The sequence below is a fragment of the Nostoc sp. PCC 7107 genome (assembly GCF_000316625.1).
Classification (GTDB): Bacteria; Cyanobacteriota; Cyanobacteriia; order Cyanobacteriales; family Nostocaceae; genus Nostoc_B.
Window position 1 is genome coordinate 3,092,099 of record NC_019676.1, and the last position, 18,719, is coordinate 3,110,817.

An 18,719-nucleotide genomic window follows, 5' to 3' on the forward strand; every position below is an offset into this window, starting at 1 on the left:
CTCGGAAATAACCTAGGGAACACATCTACAAAATTGCAATTATTGCGCGTAAAATCTGTTTTTATATATTAATTAGCTGCTATTTCCTGGCTATTAACAGGTACAAAACCAGCTTGAGTGATAGCTCTTTGTCCTTGTTCAGTCAGCAAAAGTTTGGCGTATGCTTCCCCAACTTGTTGTTCTTGTCCTTGGTTTTGCTGAATCATGACAAATAATTTAGCAGTTAGTGGGTAAGTAGCATTCTTGATTACTGCTGTATTTAGTTGATTGCGTTGTCGTGGACACTGATTTGACTGTACAACTGGTTCACGGTAGAGAGAAACTAACTGTTCTGAAGTTAATCCCAAAGGTAGTAGTTTCACACCACATTGATTGATCACCCCTCTAGCAGAAGCATAATATACACTGCCAGGAGTGGTTTTGAGCCGGCGTAATGCTTCTGTTGTAGAGTAAACATACTCAACTTGTGAACTTAAATTTTGCTTGTCAGCTGGCTGGTTAGGGAATAACAGTGTGTCTGCATTTTCCGGTGATTGAGACAACGGTACAATTGGTAAATCTTTTCCGCCTACTTGCTTCCAGTTAGTAATCTGTCCCAGATAAATTTTTTGTAATTGTTCAACGGTTAAGCCAGGAACTTGAAGTTCTGGGTTAACTACTATTGCAACTCCATCCATTCCTACTTGACGTTGCTCAATTGTTAAACCCTGTTTTTTCGCCTGAGCTTGTTCTGCATCTGTCAGCGGACGAGATGATTGAGTAAAGTCTAATTTTCCAGCCAACAACATTCTAATTCCTGCGCCGGAACCAGGGCTACCATCTGTAGGATTGACATAGAGCAATTGAAATTCTGGACGAGTATTTTGAATCTGTGAATCTACTAATTGCCTAATTGATGCCCAAGCTGTACTACCACCGTAATTGAATGCACCAATTGGCATATCATTAATCTGGGCAAAGGTTGAACCCGTAAGATTACTGACAGCTTCAGAATTCTGACTAGAGACAGAATCCTGACGATTATTGACAAATAAGCGTGGTCTTAGCCATAACCACAGCCCGCCAATGAGTACAATTGTAATTACTTCGCCAATGATCAGCCCCCTGATCATCTGGATTGCGTCTGTGCTGAGTGAAACAGCTTTTCTATTACTGTTGCTCATTAGATTGAATTTTATTAAGCGTCTTAATAAAGAATATATATTAAAACTATAAGTAAATACCTTTACGTGATATTACGGGGAGCAACCGTCAGGTACATCGTAACATGTTAATAAAGTTACTAAGTGAACGTTACCAGGTTGTGCAAGTTTTAAGTCAGGGAATATTTTGTAAAACCTACATGGTTGAAGACACACATCTTCCAAACCGTCCCACCTGCGTCGTCAAGCATTTTTTACCAAGTAGCGAAGTTTCTATTCCTGTAGAAATCCGCCGACGGCTATTTAACAGAGAAACACAAGCGCTGCAAAAACTCGGTGACTATGATTTAGTTCCCCATTTGTTGACTTATTTTGAAGATGACCAAGAATTCTACTTAGTGCAACAATTTATTGCAGGACATACTTTAAGTACAGAACTTCAGCCTGGTTACTGTTGGTCACAGAGTAAAGTTATTCAACTCCTACAAGAAGTTTTAGAAATTCTCCATTTTGTTCATAGTCATGGGTTGATACATCGAGATGTCAAACCCAGCAATATTATGCGCCGAATATCAGACAATCGCTTAGTTTTGATTGATTTTGGTGCTGTTAAACCAATTTTGACGCAATTAGTCAAAGGTAAAAAAAGTTTAGTGCCAATTGAACAATCTACAATTGCGATCGGTACACCAGGATATATGCCTAGTGAACAACAACGTGGTAGACCAAGACCTAATAGTGATATCTATGCTTTAGGGATGATTGCCATTCAAGCATTAACAGGGTTACATCCAACACAGTTACCAGAAAATCGCAAAACAGGTGAAATTGTTTGGCAACATTTAGCTAGTGTAAATGTTGAGTTAGCTGCGGTGATTAATAAAATGGTGTGTTATCACTTTCAAGATAGATATAAATCCGCAAAGGAAGTATTAGCAGCGCTGTTACCTTATATAAACAATCAAGATGCTACGCTGCTATCAACTTTTTCGTCTCAAAATACATTATCTGCATTTAACTCTAACGCGTGCTTTCACAGTACGATATCAGCACCGCTTTTAGAAAAACAAACAAGTATTACTGAAACTTCTATTATTCCGAAAAAGTCTCCTTTATTAGTTGGATTAGTAATTGGTGTGGTTTCTGGTTTAATTTTGATGGTTGTTAGTTATTGGTCTTTGCAGATAATTTCACCAGAACCTAACACTCAAAATTCATTACCCACACCAAAAAAAATCAATCATTAAGTTGATTGGAAAAAACACAAAATAACTCAGTGGTTTAAGAGCCAGAGTTTTGCATTATTTGCGATTGGTTATAGTTTGGCTGAGTACTGTCTCTGTGAATTAAAAATGCCACAATTGCCAGCACAGTTAAATTAATAGCTAAAATGCCAATGGCACTCCATACCCAAATTTTCATTTCAGCCTCCAAATTGTTATTCATCAGTTGGCTTGTGATGATGAAACCTAATTCCTAAAAAAATGTCGTAAACAAATTCAAAAAAATCTTTCTTTTGCAATAATCCTGAAGTTTGATAACAGCCTTTTTCATCTAACAGAGGCTTCATCACATAATAGGCTGGTTGATAATTGTACCAAGGAATAGAAGGCCAAAGATGATGAATTAGGTGATAATTCTGCCCCATAATTAGGAGATTGAGAACTGGATTGGGGTAAACACGGGCATTTTTCCAGCGATCGCGCTCAACAAAAGGTCTATGTGGCAGATAATCAAAAAATAGCCCCAGTGCTATTCCAACTATAAAGGCGGGAATAAACCAAAAATTGAGAATATAGCCTAAAAAGTTATACTGCACTGAAATATACACAATACTGACAACAATCAAGCGGCTAATGAACCACTCCAATAGCTCATATTTACGCCAAAGTTGTCGCTGAAAGAAAAACACTTCATGGTATAAAAACCGCACAGCAATCAACCACAAAGGCCCGCCTGTAGAGACATAATGATCTGGGTCATCTTTGGGATGATTAACATGAGCGTGATGTTGTAAATGTACTCGTGTAAAGACCGGAAAAGCAAAAGCCAATATCAACGCACTACCATGACCTAGCATCGCATTGATGATCCGGTTACGATGTGCAGACTGGTGACAAGCATCGTGAATAACTGAGCCAGAAGCATGTAAGGCTAAGGTGTTAATACAAAAGCATAACCAGTGTGGCCATTGCCACAGCCAGTAGCCTAAATTCGATAACACTAACATGGCTATAGCAGACAAAAAAATCAGCATTGTCGGGCTGAAATTACCAGGAGGCTCTAATAATTCCTTGGGCGGGATTTTCAAGACTTTTTGTTGTGCCTCCAACGCCAGCATTTCTGACTCCTTCTTTATCAAACATTACGAATATACGATAAATATTAGTAAAAAATAAAGTTTGATAAAGTTTTGTATAGCAATTTCTTATGTAAACATCTGCTTCACAGCAGATGAATAGCGCTATGATTCCAGACGAAACCCAAGTATTTGCTGATTGTTGGGGTGCGTCCACTCAGTTATTCAAGGGTAGAGAGAAAAAAATATTCCTGGGGAGAGAGGACATCAAGTTTAGTGTACGATAGCTATTCTGTTCTTGATTCCCAAGAAATAATCTCAAGGAAAAACTCAGCAATCATTCAAAAACCTTTCCTCAAATCTACTCTTTATCTGCCCCTCGCTAACTGCTTAAATTGATTGATGTGGCAGTAACTGAATACAGCATCTCCTTTAATTTACGATGACTGCTTAACAAGCTCCCTAAAATCAGCCCTTATGCAATTAAGAGATTCTCTACGTCGGACAAAAATTGTCGCTACAATTGGCCCCGCTACCAGCAGCCCAGAAATGCTCAAGGCGATTATTGAAGCAGGAGCAACAACGCTGCGCCTTAACTTCTCTCACGGTACTCATGCTGACCATCAGCGGAATATTCGCTTAATTCGGCAAACTGCTTTTGAACTTAATCAGCCAGTGGCAATTTTGCAAGACTTGCAAGGGCCAAAAATTCGCTTAGGGCGGTTTGAAAATGGGTCTATAGTTTTAGCAAAAGGCGATCGCTTTATCTTAACTAATCGCCAAGTTGTAGGCACACAGGATATTAGCTGCGTTACTTACGAATATTTAGCCGAAGAAGTCCCCACCGGAGCCAAAATTCTCCTCGATGATGGGCGAGTTGAAATGGTGGTGGAAGAAATTAATCGGGAAAAGGGTGATTTATGCTGTCGTGTGACAGTTGGTGGTAAGTTATCCAATAACAAAGGGGTAAACTTTCCTGGGGTATATCTGTCCATTAAAGCCATGACTGACAAAGACCGTGAAGATTTAACGTTCGGTCTAGACCAAGGCGTAGACTGGGTAGCACTTTCCTTTGTTCGCAACCCCCAAGATGTGATCGAAATCAAAGAACTGATTTCCAGCACCGGGAAGCAAGTCCCAGTCATAGCCAAAATTGAAAAGCATGAAGCCATTGAACAAATGGAAGCAATTCTGGCTTTGTGTGATGGTGTAATGGTGGCGAGAGGTGACTTAGGGGTAGAACTACCAGCCGAAGATGTTCCCATACTGCAAAAGCGGCTAATTTCCACCGCCAACCGCTTGGGAATTCCCATTATCACCGCCACCCAAATGTTAGATAGCATGGTGAGCAATCCTCGCCCTACCCGTGCAGAAGTATCAGACGTAGCCAACGCAATTTTAGATGGTACTGATGCAGTCATGCTTTCTAACGAAACTGCTGTGGGTAACTACCCAGTAGAAGCAGTTGCAACAATGGCCAGAATTGCTGAACGTATAGAACAAGAAGAACGGAACTCAGCCACACGCCAACTACGAGATAGTAGACGTTCCATTCCCAACGCCATCAGCCAAGCTGTAGGTCAAATTGCCGAAAATCTGGGCGCAGCTGCAATCATGACCTTAACCCAAACTGGGGCAACCGCGCGTAACGTATCCAAATTCCGTCCCCGTACACCAATTTTGGCTGTGACACCCCATGTAAACGTAGCCCGACAACTGCAATTGGTCTGGGGTGTGAAACCTTTACTAGTATTGGGTTTGCCTTCAACTGGTCAGACATTCCAAGCTGCAATCAACGTCGCCCAAGAGCATAAATTACTGTTTGAAGGCGATTTGGTGGTGATGACTGCGGGTACACTGCAAGGCGTTTCTGGTTCCACAGATTTAATTAAAGTTGAAGTAGTTACAGCTATATTGGGTCAAGGAATTGGACTAGGACAAGGTTCAGTGAGTGGTCGCGCTAGAGTTGCGTTAACAAGTACAGATGTCAGCAACTTTAACCCCGGCGATATCTTAGTAGCGCCTCGCACTGGTGCTGATTTTGTTGATGCGATTCGCAAAGCATCAGGGATTATTACTGAAGAAGAAAGCTTGACCTGTCACGCCGCTGTCATTGGCTTACGTCTCGGTGTCCCTGTGATTGTTGGTGTAAAAAAAGCCACCCAAGTCATTCGTGATGGGGCAATTTTAACCTTGGATGTGCAACGAGGGTTAATTTACTCTGGCGTGGTGGGAACACCTTAAAAAAGGCAAAAGGTAAAAGGCAAAAGGCAAAATAACTAAGTAGGTAGGTGGAAAAATTTATAACTATGTCATTGCGTAGGCGGTAGCCTTCCCGTTCGCGTAGCGTTCCCGCAGGGTAGCAATTGCAAGGTTTTTAAGCTTTGTACATTTTGTTACATAGTTAGGTTTATTTGTGCCTACCTACTTACTCTGGTTGAGTTTCAAAGTTAACTCGTTCGTAAATCTGGCGATGGGGAATTTGGCAGTTAGCAGCAGCTAAATTTAAAACTCCATCTTCATCGTCAGTTTCTTTAAATAGCCAATTGCCATCAGGAGTTTTGCTAAACTGCTCAATGTGCAGTTGATATTGGTCAATTAAAATATATTCTTGAAATTCGGGAATGGAGCGATAATAAGTAAATTTATCACCTCTATCTCTACTACTAGTAGATTTAGAAAGCACTTCAAAAATAATGCTGGGATTTATTACTGTGTCTTTCCTTCCTGATTGAAAGACTGGTTCATCTTTGATGATGAGAACATCGGGATATGTGTATGCTTGGTAACGCGGAATCCAGAGACGCAAATCGCTTAAGAAAACTTCATAAGGCTGTGTTTGTAATCCTATTTCGAGTAATCTACTAAGGTTGCGGATAATTCGATTATGATTAATTGAGCCTCCAGTCATTGGGATAATTTCTCCATCACGGTATTCACTGCGGCACTCAGCAGCCTCTTCGTGTGCCAAGTATTCCTCAGCGGAGTATTGACTGGGGGGAATCTGCACAACCATAAGATTTATTTACTCAGGTAACATTAGCCTCATTATAAATAGGGTAATGAGAGTTTTGCGATCGCTCGTGATGTTTCACCGCAAAGGATATATTTAATTGTTGAAGAGATGCGATCGCTTTTATATTGACGCTGAGACTTGCGCCATCTATGCTAGTAAAGTTAAAAAATATAGATAAATACCTAGATTTGGTCAGATAAGTAGTCTGGGATGCGCTAGATAAAATGGAACAAGTAAAAGATATTATAGAAGATTAATTATTAAATCTAGTAAGCTAAGTTTTCTAATATGGATACAAAAATAATTTCCATTTTTAACAATAAAGGCGGAGTTGGTAAAACAACTACAATTTTCAACCTAAGTGCTTCATTAGCAGCAGCAGGAAAAAATGTTCTCATCATAGATTTTGATCCACAATGTAATCTTTCTTTAATAACAATTGGTTATCAAGAATTAGCTAATTATCTTGAACAATCAACGCAATATCCTTTAGCTAGAACAATTAGAGCTTATGCCCAATCATATGTTCAAAATCAAATTCCCAAAGTTTATACTTATCGACCCAAGTATACTAACTTACTTTGCAGTCTTGAAAAAGGAAAAATTAATGAGCATGAAATATTTATGAAAGATAGTTTCTTTGAAAATCAAAATATCATTAAAAATCAAGTTATAGATGTAGTTTTAGGTGACTTTTGGCTGAATCGTCATGCAGATTCACTTGATGTAGGTAAAGACTTAACATTAGGGATAGGTTTAAGAAGATTTTTAATTCCTTCTCTCTTAGTAAATACTCTTAAAGAAGAAGGAAAAGAATACGATTATGTATTAATTGATTTACCACCAGCATTCAATACACTTGTTCGGTCAGCCTTATACTGTTCAGACTATTTTCTAGTTCCTTGCACTGCTGATTTATTCTCAGCTTATTGTATTACTTTAATTGGCGCTATGTTGCCAAAGTTTATCGATGAGTGGAATTTAGGAGAACGTAGTTATAAAGAGTCGAATAGTTTTGATAATTTTATTCCATCAAAGGGTAAGCCAAAATTTGGTGGTTGGATTTACAATGGATTCGATAGTATTAAATTTACCTCGTTGCGTCAACGGAAAGAAACTGTTATTGATGAGATACATTTAAACAATGTTCAAGAAAAAGTAGCAAATCAATTAATTCCACAATTGCGTGAGAAAATTCCCTATCAATGTGTGCCTGATTTTGTAGATTCAGAGCCGATAGCAAAAATTGAAGATTTAAATAATGGAGCTAGTCATATTCAACACTTAAATCTTCCACTTAAATACTTAGCAATGACAAAAAAACCAAATAAAACTTCACGGAAATGGTCAGACTCTCAGCAAGGTTTAATGGATAGAATGAATAAAGAATATGATTCTTTAGCGCAACATATAATTAATAAATTTTAATTAGAGCTATTACTTTAAAATAAGTTTATTTTTTTCTTACACAATTCTGTAAGCCAATAATAAAGTTCTTTATTGGCAAAAGCTGAAAGTTTATTATTACGCAGCCTATTGTTTCTAAAGTTTTTTACCAGAAGCTAACTCATACATAAGCCGCTCTGAGTGACAAACAAGAAAGTTTTACTACTGAATGAGTATAAATGCTCTTTCAACTATAATTTAAAGCCGATCGCTCCCTCCCCCACCCCAGCAAAGCAAGTGCATCTTCTGATATTGGCTGTAAACACAACTATGTTGTTACGATAATTTCATATAAGATTTTTTAGATGTTGTAGCCTTGATCCAATCGGAAACTTTAGAACTACTAGAATGGCATCGTCTCTGCCAGCATTTGGCGACATTTGCGGCAACTAAGCTAGGGGCGATCGCATCAACTAATTTACAAATTCCTACATCACAGTCAGTCAGTGAGCAGTTATTAGCACAAACTAAAGAAGTTTACCAACTAGAAAGCCGTCTGGCTACAGGCTTATCTTTTGATGGTATTCAAGACATTGGTGATTCTATAGAACGCGCTGAACTCCGAGGGATTTTAGCTGGCGATGAATTACTCGCGATCGCCACTACTCTAGCGGGGGCGAGAAATTTACGGCGTGTAATTGATAACCAAGAAGATACACCAGTATTAACTGATTTAGTTGCAGATTTACGCACTTATCCAGAATTAGAACAGGAAATTCACCGTTGTATTGATGAACGTGGGATTGTAGCTGATCGCGCCAGCCAAAAATTAGGCGAAATCCGTGATGATTTGCGGCGATTACGCAGTCAGATTAATCAAAAACTGCATAATATTTTACAAGCAAAATCGAATGCTGTTCAGGAACAGCTAATTACTCAACGCGGCGATCGCTTTGTTATTCCCGTCAAAGCCAGCCACAAAGATGCTATCCCCGGTATTGTTCATGATAGTTCTACCAGTGGTGTGACTCTGTACGTGGAACCTAGTTCTATCGTGCCAATGGGTAATCAATTGCGGCAAACGCTGAAACGAGAACAAGCAGAAGAAGAAGCAGTGCGGCGCATTTTAACTGAGCAAGTCGCAGCCGTCACCCCGGATTTAGAAAGGCTATTAGCAATTGTGACTACCCTCGATTTAGCGGCGGCGCGATCGCGTTATAGTTACTGGCTAAAAGCGAATCCTCCCAGATTTATCAACCGTGAAGAACAAGAAATTGTGACTTTACGTCAGTTGCGTCACCCGTTGTTAATTTGGCAGCAACAGCATGAGCAAGGACACTCAGTAATTCCGGTAGATTTATTGATTAGTCCCCATATCAAGGTAGTAACAATTACCGGGCCGAACACTGGGGGAAAAACTGTCACCTTAAAAACTCTTGGTTTAGCAGCATTAATGGCGAAAGTGGGTTTATTCATCCCCGCCCGCGAACCCGTGGAAATGCCCTGGTTTGACCAGATATTAGCAGATATCGGGGATGAACAATCTCTCCAGCAAAGTTTATCGACATTTTCTGGGCATATTCGCCGCATCAGCCGGATTTTGAATGCTTTAGAACATGAAGTAGAAAATCAACCCAACTCCTTAGTTTTACTCGACGAAGTAGGTGCAGGTACAGATCCAGCCGAGGGTAGCGCCTTAGCGATCGCACTTTTGCAACACTTAGCAGAACACGCCCAGTTAACAATTGCCACAACTCACTTTGGGGAACTCAAAGCTCTAAAATACGAAGATGCGCGGTTTGAAAATGCCTCGGTAGAATTTGATGAAGCTACTTTGTCGCCCACCTATCGTTTGCTGTGGGGAATTCCAGGACGTTCTAACGCTTTAGCAATCGCTCTGCGTTTAGGCTTAAAACCAGAAGTAGTAGAAAATGCCAAAACTCAAGTAGGCGAAGCATCAGACGAAGTTAACCAAGTAATTGCCGGGTTAGAAGCCCAACGCCGTCGCCAAGAAACCAAAGCCGCAGAAGCCCAAAAACTCTTGCAGCAAGCGGAACGGTTATACAAAGAAGTTTCTGACAAAGCCGCATCCTTAGAAGAACGGGAAAAATCATTGCGGGTTTCCCAGGAAGTTGCAGTACAACAGGCGATCGCGCAAGCCAAAGGAGAGATAGCCCAAGTCATTCGCCGCTTGCAGCAAGGTACACCCACAGCCCAAGATGCTCAACAAGCCACCAATGCTTTAAATCAGATTACCCAAAAATACCAGCCAGCCGCCGCAGCTAAACCCAAAGTGGGCTTTATGCCAAAAGTAGGCGATCGCATCCGCATTTCCCAATTTGGGCAAACTGCCGAAGTTTTAACCGCCCCCGATGAGGATGGAGAGTTAAATGTGCGCTTCGGCATTATGAAAATGACAGTGAAATTGCCAGACATCGAATCTCTCGATGGGCAAAAAGCTGAACCCATTGTCAAACAAAAACCAACACCAACACCAACGACTCCCCCACCCCAAGCCGCACCCGCCATTCGTACTTCTAAAAATACAGTCGATTTACGAGGTAAGCGGGTAGCCGATGCCGAAATTGAATTAGACAAAGCCATTTCCGAAGCCAATGGCCCCATTTGGATTATTCACGGACACGGTACAGGGAAACTAAGGCTAGGTGTTCACGCCTTTTTGCGGCAACATCCTAGAGTCAGCAGTTACGAACCAGCCGAATCAGCTGATGGTGGTAGTGGTGTGACAATTGCTCAAATTTCTTAAGCTCAATCAGATTAGCTAAAAATTGTGTAAAAGCAATTGTGCGATCGCTAACTTCTATCAACTTTGACAATCTTAAATGCTTGGCTCAAGCTATCAAAAAGTCTCAGGAAATTTGGATATTCTTGCTATTTTTTTGGAAAATTTCTGCTAGTAGAGATTGTCAAAGCAAAAATAGCGATCACTTATTTATCTCACCCCAAAATTATCTTTCTACTGGATTATCTCAGCCTTAACTAGTCAGTTATTCACAAGAAAATCTTTCTTTCCCTGTTCCCTCTTTTCCATGTTTTATTTTTCTCTAACGATAACCTGAAACATCTTTGTAGTTACTTGCCAAAAAACCGCTGCAAATCACCTCACAATTTGATACCCTAGCTAGAACAGTTTTGATAAAAGTTAACAGCGTGGACATTCAACTTGGGCGGGGAAAAACGGCTCGCAGGGCTTATGGAATTGATGAAATTGCACTAGTCCCCGGTAAAAGAACTTTAGACCCTAGTTTGGCAGATACTAGCTGGCAGATTGGCAATATAGAGCGAAATATACCAATTATTGCGAGTGCAATGGATGGTGTAGTTGATGTAGATATGGCTGTGCGTTTGTCACAGTTAGGTGCATTAGGAGTTCTCAACTTAGAGGGTATCCAAACTCGCTATGTTGACCCAAATCCCATCCTAGATCGGATTGCTTCTGTCGGAAAAGATGAATTTGTCGCCTTAATGCAAGAACTTTATGCCGAACCCATCAAGCCGGAATTAATTGAAAAACGGATTCAGGAAATTAAACAACAAGGCGGGATTGCGGCTGTGAGTGCGACACCAGCAGGAGCCAGCAAATATGGTGAGACTGTGGCGAAAGCTGGAGCAGATTTATTTTTCATCCAAGCTACAGTCGTCTCCACAGCACATTTATCACCAGAGTCGATAGTTACCCTGGATTTGGCGGAATTTTGCCGTTCTATGCCCATCCCAGTAGTGTTGGGTAACTGTGTCACCTACGAGGTCACTTTAGACTTAATTAAGGCTGGTGCAGCGGCGGTATTAGTGGGTATTGGCCCTGGTGCAGCTTGTACATCTCGTGGTGTGTTGGGTGTGGGTGTACCCCAAGCAACTGCGATCGCTGATTGTGCAGCAGCCCGCGATGATTACTATCAGGAAACTGGTAAATATGTCCCTGTAATCGCTGATGGCGGTTTAATCACTGGTGGAGACATTTGTAAATGTATTGCCTGTGGTGCTGATGGTGTGATGATTGGTTCACCCTTTGCTAGAGCCGCCGAAGCCCCTGGACGCGGGTTTCATTGGGGAATGGCCACCCCTAGCCCTGTGCTACCTCGCGGGACTCGGATCAAAGTTGGGACAACTGGTACTCTTGAGCAAATCCTCATTGGCCCCGCAGGCTTAGATGATGGCACTCATAATTTGTTGGGAGCTTTAAAAACTAGTATGGGTACATTAGGAGCCAAAGACATCAAAGAAATGCAGCAAGTTGAAGTTGTCATTGCGCCTTCCTTGTTAACTGAGGGAAAAGTTTACCAAAAAGCTCAACAATTAGGTATGGGTAAATAAAGAAATTATGAAGTTTAAAAGCGGAAGAAACATATTTCATCCTAGCCGAAGGCAAGCCGTTAAAAGCGTCTACACACTTCAGACTTCATAACTTTCATTTTTCCTAATCCTTTAGATATATCCAGTTGAAATTCTTCAGGAAATTTTTCCAGACTCTCAAACATTCAACTGGAAAAATTCCGTATGTCGCCTACAATAGAGAGAGCGGAGACGCATGTTTCCGTTCACTCCTCACACCACACTCCGCCCGGACTACTGTTCGGGCGGTTCCTTATGTATATAATCTAATTTCGTTGCAAATGTACATCCTTACTCTTCAGAGCAGACGTTTTTGCTATGGTAGAATTTTCACGAAACTCAGAAATGTAATTGGCAAAGGTTTTTAGGCATGTCAGCAGCCACACAAGTTACAGATTCTACTTTTAAGCAAGAAGTTCTCGACAGCAGTGTACCTGTTTTAGTTGATTTTTGGGCTCCCTGGTGTGGCCCTTGCCGCATGGTAGCTCCTGTTGTCGAAGAAATTGCCGTTCAGTACGAAGGTCAACTCAAAGTTGTAAAAGTTAATACTGATGAGAATCCTCAAGTGGCAAGTCAGTATGGCATTCGCAGCATTCCCACATTAATGATTTTTAAAGATGGGCAAAAAGTTGATATGGTCGTTGGAGCCGTACCCAAAACTACATTAGCTAGTACTTTGGAAAAGCATATTGCTCAAGAAAAGTAGTAATTGATAATTCATAATTCGTAATTACAATTAGTTGAGGCTTAAACCCACTACTAATGTTAAATTGCTAAATTAAAAATTTAGCAGGGGCTTGTACCCTTTGAATTGCGAATTGGTAATTTTGGTTAACCCTCAATCGGTAATACAACCCTTTTGAGAAGCTCATTTGTTTTAGGTAAATTTTTGTAAAAAAGTTTTTGAGACGCGAGTTTTCGCGTCTCAGTAAAACTTTCTCCTTCCAAATTAATGAATGTACAACTATTTGAAGAACTTAATTTTGATTCTCAAATATTAAATATCTAGCCAGTATCAGCGTGATTTACGTTTCTTTATTTACCAATCTTGAGAGACGGTTGAAGCTCATATAGTCAATGAACATCGTGTTTTGAGCGTTTTAGCAGAGTCAGAACTTGAAAACTTCGTTCAGTTGCTGCGTAAGTTTTTAGTTTTGTTTGAGGAGCAGCAGGCGGAAAATTTAGGGTTGCTCAAAGTTGTTGATGTCTTTAATGTCTATATAAATTCCTCAATGATTCTCAGTGTAGGAGCAAATATGAGAGGCCAAAGCTGGTATGTTGCTTTACTAATTGGACTGATGTGTCTGATTCGGTTTAGTCTTAGTGCTGTTGGCTATGCTGACCCACTGTGGTTAATGAAGCAACTCAGTATCTCTGTTGATACAAACATCCAAATGCCGTACATTATTCGTGTTTGGGCAGTTAGAGACATAGTGCTTGCTGTAATAGTTGCTTTTGCCAATAGAAGTACTGTAAGAACGCTTTTGTTGGCGTGTATTGCGATTGACCTTACCGACATTCTATCTGCAAACTTGAGTGGTGCATCTGGGTTGTTTAATGACTCTGAAACATGGTCGCTAAAACTCACTGCAATTGCTGCACTTGTCCCAGAAATCATAGCGTTAGTTTTACTCACTGTTCAAAAAATATATCAGCAAATTGATATTGAAAAGCGGCAGATATCTTGATGGTAGCCACGGCGATCGCCCACGGTTTAATTCTAGTTGTTATTAAGAAGGACATGGTGTCACCATGTCCTTCTTAATTCAAAAAATTAAGTTTAGCTATTCACTACACTGAACTCAGATGTTTTTCTACCAACCCTTGAGGATTAGCCTCTGGACTATCTGCTTCTGAAGGTGGGACTAATTGCCAGAACTTAGACACAAATCCCTGCCAATTTTGCAGAATTATTTGCGCTTTTGGTGAACCAGTAAGTTCTGCATGAGTTCTAATTAAATCTTGTAGTTGCTTTTGTCCAGCTTCTGTGAGAACTCGCTGAATTTTGACGTTTTCTCGATTGACTAACTCAGGGAATGAGCCGTCTTCATCGAGGAAGTATGCCAAACCCCCAGTCATCCCCGCAGCTACGTTACGTCCCACGTTGCCAAGGACAACTATGACACCACCAGTCATGTATTCGCAGCAGTGATCACCTGCGCCTTCGACAACAGCTGTGGCTTTGGAGTTGCGGACAGCAAAGCGTTCACCTGCTAAACCGTTGGCAAATAAGAAGCCGCCAGTCGCACCGTAGAGGCAGGTATTACCCACAATCACATTCTGGGATGGGTCGTAGGTAGCCTCCGCTGGGGGTTTGATGATGATTTCACCACCGTGCATCCCTTTACCTACGTAGTCGTTGGCTTCACCTATCAGATTCAAGGTGATACCTGGTAGGTTAAATGCACCGAAGCTTTGACCTACACTACCGTGGAAGTTGAGGTTAATTTGTCCTTCAAAACCAGCGTCACCGTATTGGGAGGCGATCGCACCTGCTAATCTTGCACCTACTGTTCTATCGGTGTTGACTATCTTTAAAGTCTTTGTCACAGTAGATTGGTTGCGAATGGCTAGTTGAATATCTCCATCAGCCAGCAATTGGTCATCTATTACCGGGCCGTTGCTATGAACTTCTTCATGCACTAACCAGCTACGGTTTGTTTTAGTATCTGGTAGTTGCATTAAGCAACTGAGATTCAATGCTTGGGTTTTGGCTAATGTCGCTTCGGGACGTGCTGTTAACAAGTCTGCACGACCAATAATTTCTGTCAAGGAACGATATCCTAGTTTGGCTAACAAACTCCGCACTTCTTCGGCGACGAAGTAGAAGAAGTTGACGACGTGTTCGGGTATACCTTTGAACCGCAGGCGCAGTTTTTCATCTTGAGTCGCTACACCTACAGGGCAAGTATTCTTATGGCATACTCGCGCCATTTGGCAACCTTCGGCAATCATGGCAATGGAACCGAAGCCAAATTCTTCACCACCCATTAACGCAGCCATCAAGACATCCCAGCCAGTCTTGAGTCCGCCATCTACCCGCAAGATGACGCGATCGCGCAAACTATTCTCCATTAGAACACGATGCACTTCACTTAATCCGAGTTCCCACGGCGAACCAGCGTGTTTAATGGAACTAAGTGGTGATGCACCTGTACCGCCATCATGTCCAGAAATCTGAATGATATCAGCGTTGGCTTTCGCTACACCCGCGGCAATTGTCCCAATCCCAATTTCTGCTACCAATTTTACTGATACCTGGGCTTTCGGGTTGATTTGGTGCAGGTCAAAAATTAGCTGTGCTAGGTCTTCAATGGAGTAGATATCGTGGTGCGGTGGTGGCGAAATCAATGTCACTCCAGGCTTAGAACGCCGCAACATCGCAATGTAAGGGCTGACTTTTGCCCCTGGTAGTTGTCCACCTTCCCCTGGTTTTGCTCCTTGAGCAATTTTGATTTCTATTTGTTTGGCACTGGCTAAATACTCTGGTGTGACACCAAAGCGCCCTGATGCAACTTGCTTGATGGCACTAGAAGCAGTATCACCATTCCGTAAGCCTTTGAGGTGGGGTAGGGTGGGCGAGTAACCGGATGAATCTACGTCATCTAAAACGTTGTAACGTACAGGGTCTTCGCCACCTTCCCCAGAGTTGGATTTACCACCAATGCGGTTCATGGCGATCGCCAAAACTTCATGGGCTTCCCGTGACAATGCACCTAAAGACATCCCCCCAGTACAGAAGCGTTTGAGGATTGATTCTGCTGATTCTACTTCTGTTAAAGGAATTGATTGGCGATCGCTTTGGAAGTCTAGCAAGTCTCGCAATGCAGTAATTGGTCTGCCTTGGAGATATTGTTTGTAAACTTCGTAATGGTCATATTGCTTGGTTTTGACAGCCTCATGCAATGCCTTGGACATTTCCGGGCTATTCATGTGGTACTCACCACCAGGACGGTAGTTGACAAACCCCAAGTTCTCCAACTTCTTGGCTGTGAGTTCGGGGAAGGCTTTGCTGTGGATGGAAAGCACTTCTTGGGCCAGTTCGCTGACACTCAAACCACCGATGCGAGAAGTTGTACCCTTGAATCCCAGTTCTAGTAAATCGCCACCAATGCCGATCGCTTCAAAGATTTGCGCGGCTTGATAGCTAGACAGTAAGGATATCCCCATCTTAGAGAGAATTTTCAGCAATCCCGATTCTACAGCTTTGCGGTAATTGCCAATTGCCTGTTCTAAGCTGAGGCTGGTCAATTTACCCCGTTCCATGAACTGCTGTATTTTTGGGTCAAACCACCAATTTCGGACTGTATCTAAAGCCATGTAAGGGCAAACTGCACCCGCACCATAGCCAATTAGACAAGCAAAGTGATGGGTACTCCAGCACTGGGCTGTATCGATAATTAGGGATGTTTTCATCCGCAGGCCTTCGCGGATGAGGTGGTGATGGACTGCACCCACAGCTAATAAAGGCGGGATATAGCTGGATTCTGAATTAATACCACCACCAGCGCGATCGCTCAAGATTAATATTTTTGCCCCCGCCCGGACAGATTCAGCGGCTTGTGTTTGTAAAGCTTGTACTGCGTTGTTTAATCCTTCTGGGCCGTTGGCGATGAGAAATAACGTTGACAATTCCGCCGTCGCAAAACCAGAAACTTTAATTACATCCAATTCTGTTTCTGTCAAGACTGGCGAATCTAATTTCAGTCTCTTAGCATATTCTGGTTTTGGTTCTAATAAATTACCCCGTTCACCCAATTCCACCTTCAAAGACATCACCAGCTTTTCCCGCAGGGGGTCAATTGGGGGATTGGTGACTTGGGCAAACCGCTGCTTGAAATAGTCATATAATAGGTGGTGTTTGCCTGACAGCACAGCCAAGGGAATATCATCACCCATACAGAAGGTTGGTTCTGCTCCATTCCCCGCCATTTGTTCAATCACCATTTCCACATCTTCGCTGGTGTAGCCAAAGGCGGTTTGCTGCTGGAGTAAGGTTTGTCTATCAACGGTAAATTGTCCTTTCCCGTTACCATTGCCATTACTGTTACCATTACCATTGCCATTTGTCCCATGACCATTGACTAATGACTTTAAGTCTTGGCGATAGTTTTGCAACCATTCCCCGTAAGGATGCTGCTGGGCGATTCGTTGTTTAATTTCCCAGTTTTTCAAAATTTCATGGGTTTCTAAATCCACGGCGATCATTTGCCCTGGCCCCAGTCTGCCTTTCTCCAGAATATTGGCTTCTGGTAAGTCAACCACACCTGCTTCTGAAGCCACAACAATGTAATCATCTTTGGTAATGACATAGCGTGCTGGTCGTAAACCATTGCGGTCAAGTGTCGCGCCAACTTTTTTGCCATCTCCAAAAACTAACAGTGCTGGGCCGTCCCAAGCTTCTTGCAAACCACTGTAGTATTCGTAAAAATCAGTAATTTCGGGATAGTTCTGCAACGATGGTTGATTTTGGTAAGCCTCTGGAACCATAATCATCAAGGCTTCCAAGGGGCTGCGTCCCGAACGCACTAATAGTTCTAAGACATTATCTAAGGTGGCGGAGTCGCTGCTATCTAAAATTACTAAAGGCTTGAGTTCATCATTGCGATCGCCCCATACTGGATGATTAATACTGGCTTCTCTCGCCATCATCCAGTTAATATTCCCCAACAAAGTATTAATTTCCCCGTTATGCCCCAACAACCGCATTGGCTGGGCTAAAGGCCATTTGGGCATCGTGTTGGTACTAAAGCGGCGATGATAAACTACAAAGGCACTCTTGTATTCGGAATTTTTTAAATCCGCATAAAAGTCTCCCAAGACAGCAGAACGCACCATACCTTTATACACAATGGTGCGGCTAGATAAGGAGCAAATATAAAAGTCTTCTGATACAGCTTTGGCTGCTTTAAAAATCCGTTTGCGGGCAATGTACAACTGTCTTTCTAATTCATCGCCTGTTTTATCCGCCGCCAGAAAAACTTGTTCTATTTGAGGTTGATTTTCTTTAGCTTGTATTCCCAATAAGTGGGAATGCACTGGAACTTCTCGCCAGCCCAGTACTGTAAACTTTTCTTCCGCCGCAACTTTCTCTACTTGTGCTTTCGCTTTTTGTGCTACTTCTCGGTCTTGGGGTAAAAATACCATCCCTACAGCAACATTGCTGGTAGAAGATATTTCCATCCTGCCTGAAAAATATTCTTTTTGTAACAACTCCCAAGGAATAGCTGTCAATATCCCTGCACCATCACCAGAGTCATGGTCGGCGCTACAACCACCACGATGTTCCAAGCAGGTCAATGCGGCTAAGGCTTTGGTGACAATTTCATGGCTGGCAATATTCTGGCGATGTGCAATAAAACCTACACCACAAGCATCTCTTTCCTCTACTAACCACCTTTGTCCTTGGTAGGTATCTTTAGAGTCTTTATCCGAAAATTTTATTGTTTGCAATTGATTCACCCTTTGATCGTTCATAGCCTATTCCTGAGAGTTAAGTCACAAATTTTGCCACTGCTTGAGA

The 18,719-nt window shown here is 41.9% G+C and carries 11 protein-coding genes and 1 pseudogene; 7 read left to right on the forward strand and 5 right to left on the reverse strand.

All coding sequences use genetic code 11. From position 1 onward, the window contains the following. Positions 1 to 68 precede the first annotated feature (68 nt). A complete protein-coding gene (locus NOS7107_RS13220; RefSeq protein ID WP_015113478.1) occupies positions 69 to 1,163 on the reverse strand; it encodes a PstS family phosphate ABC transporter substrate-binding protein in 1,095 nt (364 codons plus the stop codon). A gap of 104 nt (positions 1,164 to 1,267) precedes the next feature. Between NOS7107_RS13220 and NOS7107_RS13225 the strand changes: the two genes are divergently transcribed. After that, positions 1,268 to 2,389, forward strand: a complete 1,122-nt coding sequence (locus NOS7107_RS13225) for a serine/threonine-protein kinase (RefSeq protein WP_015113479.1) — start codon at positions 1,268 to 1,270, stop codon at positions 2,387 to 2,389. Positions 2,390 to 2,423: 34 nt separating this feature from the next. Here NOS7107_RS13225 and NOS7107_RS29015 read toward each other — a convergent pair whose 3' ends face one another. Both NOS7107_RS29015 and crtR read right to left on the reverse strand, forming a co-directional pair. Continuing rightward, the gene (locus NOS7107_RS29015; protein ID WP_172641450.1) at positions 2,424 to 2,588 is read right to left on the reverse strand and encodes a hypothetical protein; all 165 of its coding nucleotides are present in this window, start codon (positions 2,586 to 2,588) and stop codon (positions 2,424 to 2,426) included. After that, a complete protein-coding gene (gene crtR / locus NOS7107_RS13230) occupies positions 2,581 to 3,483 on the reverse strand; it encodes a beta-carotene hydroxylase (protein WP_015113481.1) in 903 nt (300 codons plus the stop codon). The genes NOS7107_RS29015 and crtR overlap by 8 nt, the downstream gene beginning before the upstream one ends. Before the next feature lie 435 nt (positions 3,484 to 3,918). On the opposite strand from crtR, the gene pyk reads away from it, so the two are divergent. After that, positions 3,919 to 5,685: a pyruvate kinase gene (gene pyk / locus NOS7107_RS13235; protein WP_015113482.1), complete on the forward strand. Its 1,767-nt coding sequence runs from the start codon at positions 3,919 to 3,921 to the stop codon at positions 5,683 to 5,685. 184 nt (positions 5,686 to 5,869) lie between these two features. Here the strand turns inward: pyk and NOS7107_RS13240 are convergent, their stop codons facing one another. Further along, positions 5,870 to 6,457: a Uma2 family endonuclease gene (locus tag NOS7107_RS13240; RefSeq protein ID WP_015113483.1), complete on the reverse strand. Its 588-nt coding sequence runs from the start codon at positions 6,455 to 6,457 to the stop codon at positions 5,870 to 5,872. A gap of 288 nt (positions 6,458 to 6,745) precedes the next feature. Between NOS7107_RS13240 and NOS7107_RS13245 the strand changes: the two genes are divergently transcribed. From NOS7107_RS13245 to NOS7107_RS29405, 5 genes and pseudogenes are all read left to right on the forward strand, one after another. Further along, on the forward strand, positions 6,746 to 7,885 hold the full coding sequence (locus tag NOS7107_RS13245) for a ParA family protein (RefSeq protein WP_015113484.1): 1,140 nt from the start codon (positions 6,746 to 6,748) through the stop codon (positions 7,883 to 7,885). A 334-nt stretch (positions 7,886 to 8,219) separates the two neighbouring features. Continuing rightward, the gene (locus NOS7107_RS13250; RefSeq protein ID WP_015113485.1) at positions 8,220 to 10,610 is read left to right on the forward strand and encodes an endonuclease MutS2; all 2,391 of its coding nucleotides are present in this window, start codon (positions 8,220 to 8,222) and stop codon (positions 10,608 to 10,610) included. Positions 10,611 to 11,014: 404 nt separating this feature from the next. Continuing rightward, positions 11,015 to 12,178: a GuaB3 family IMP dehydrogenase-related protein gene (locus NOS7107_RS13255; RefSeq protein WP_015113486.1), complete on the forward strand. Its 1,164-nt coding sequence runs from the start codon at positions 11,015 to 11,017 to the stop codon at positions 12,176 to 12,178. Between the two features lie 364 nt (positions 12,179 to 12,542). Further along, positions 12,543 to 12,902 (forward strand): annotated as a pseudogene (gene trxA / locus NOS7107_RS13260) (thioredoxin); the annotation flags it as partial. A 385-nt stretch (positions 12,903 to 13,287) separates the two neighbouring features. Next, entirely contained in the window at positions 13,288 to 13,884 is a 597-nt protein-coding gene (locus NOS7107_RS29405) for a hypothetical protein (protein WP_015113488.1), read from the forward strand. A 103-nt stretch (positions 13,885 to 13,987) separates the two neighbouring features. Here NOS7107_RS29405 and NOS7107_RS13270 read toward each other — a convergent pair whose 3' ends face one another. Continuing rightward, the gene (locus NOS7107_RS13270; RefSeq protein WP_015113490.1) at positions 13,988 to 18,673 is read right to left on the reverse strand and encodes a glutamate synthase-related protein; all 4,686 of its coding nucleotides are present in this window, start codon (positions 18,671 to 18,673) and stop codon (positions 13,988 to 13,990) included. Positions 18,674 to 18,719: the final 46 nt, after the last annotated feature.

Excerpts from the sequence above, each read along its gene's own strand:
- NOS7107_RS13220 (WP_015113478.1), bottom strand. The coding sequence starts at position 1,163 with ATGAGCAACAGTAATAGAAAAGCTGTTTCACTCAGCACAGACGCAATC.
- NOS7107_RS13225 (WP_015113479.1), top strand. The coding sequence starts at position 1,268 with ATGTTAATAAAGTTACTAAGTGAACGTTACCAGGTTGTGCAAGTTTTA.
- NOS7107_RS29015 (WP_172641450.1), bottom strand. The coding sequence starts at position 2,588 with ATGAATAACAATTTGGAGGCTGAAATGAAAATTTGGGTATGGAGTGCC.
- crtR (WP_015113481.1), bottom strand. The coding sequence starts at position 3,483 with ATGCTGGCGTTGGAGGCACAACAAAAAGTCTTGAAAATCCCGCCCAAG.
- pyk (WP_015113482.1), top strand. The coding sequence starts at position 3,919 with ATGCAATTAAGAGATTCTCTACGTCGGACAAAAATTGTCGCTACAATT.
- NOS7107_RS13240 (WP_015113483.1), bottom strand. The coding sequence starts at position 6,457 with ATGGTTGTGCAGATTCCCCCCAGTCAATACTCCGCTGAGGAATACTTG.
- NOS7107_RS13245 (WP_015113484.1), top strand. The coding sequence starts at position 6,746 with ATGGATACAAAAATAATTTCCATTTTTAACAATAAAGGCGGAGTTGGT.
- NOS7107_RS13270 (WP_015113490.1), bottom strand. The coding sequence starts at position 18,673 with ATGAACGATCAAAGGGTGAATCAATTGCAAACAATAAAATTTTCGGAT.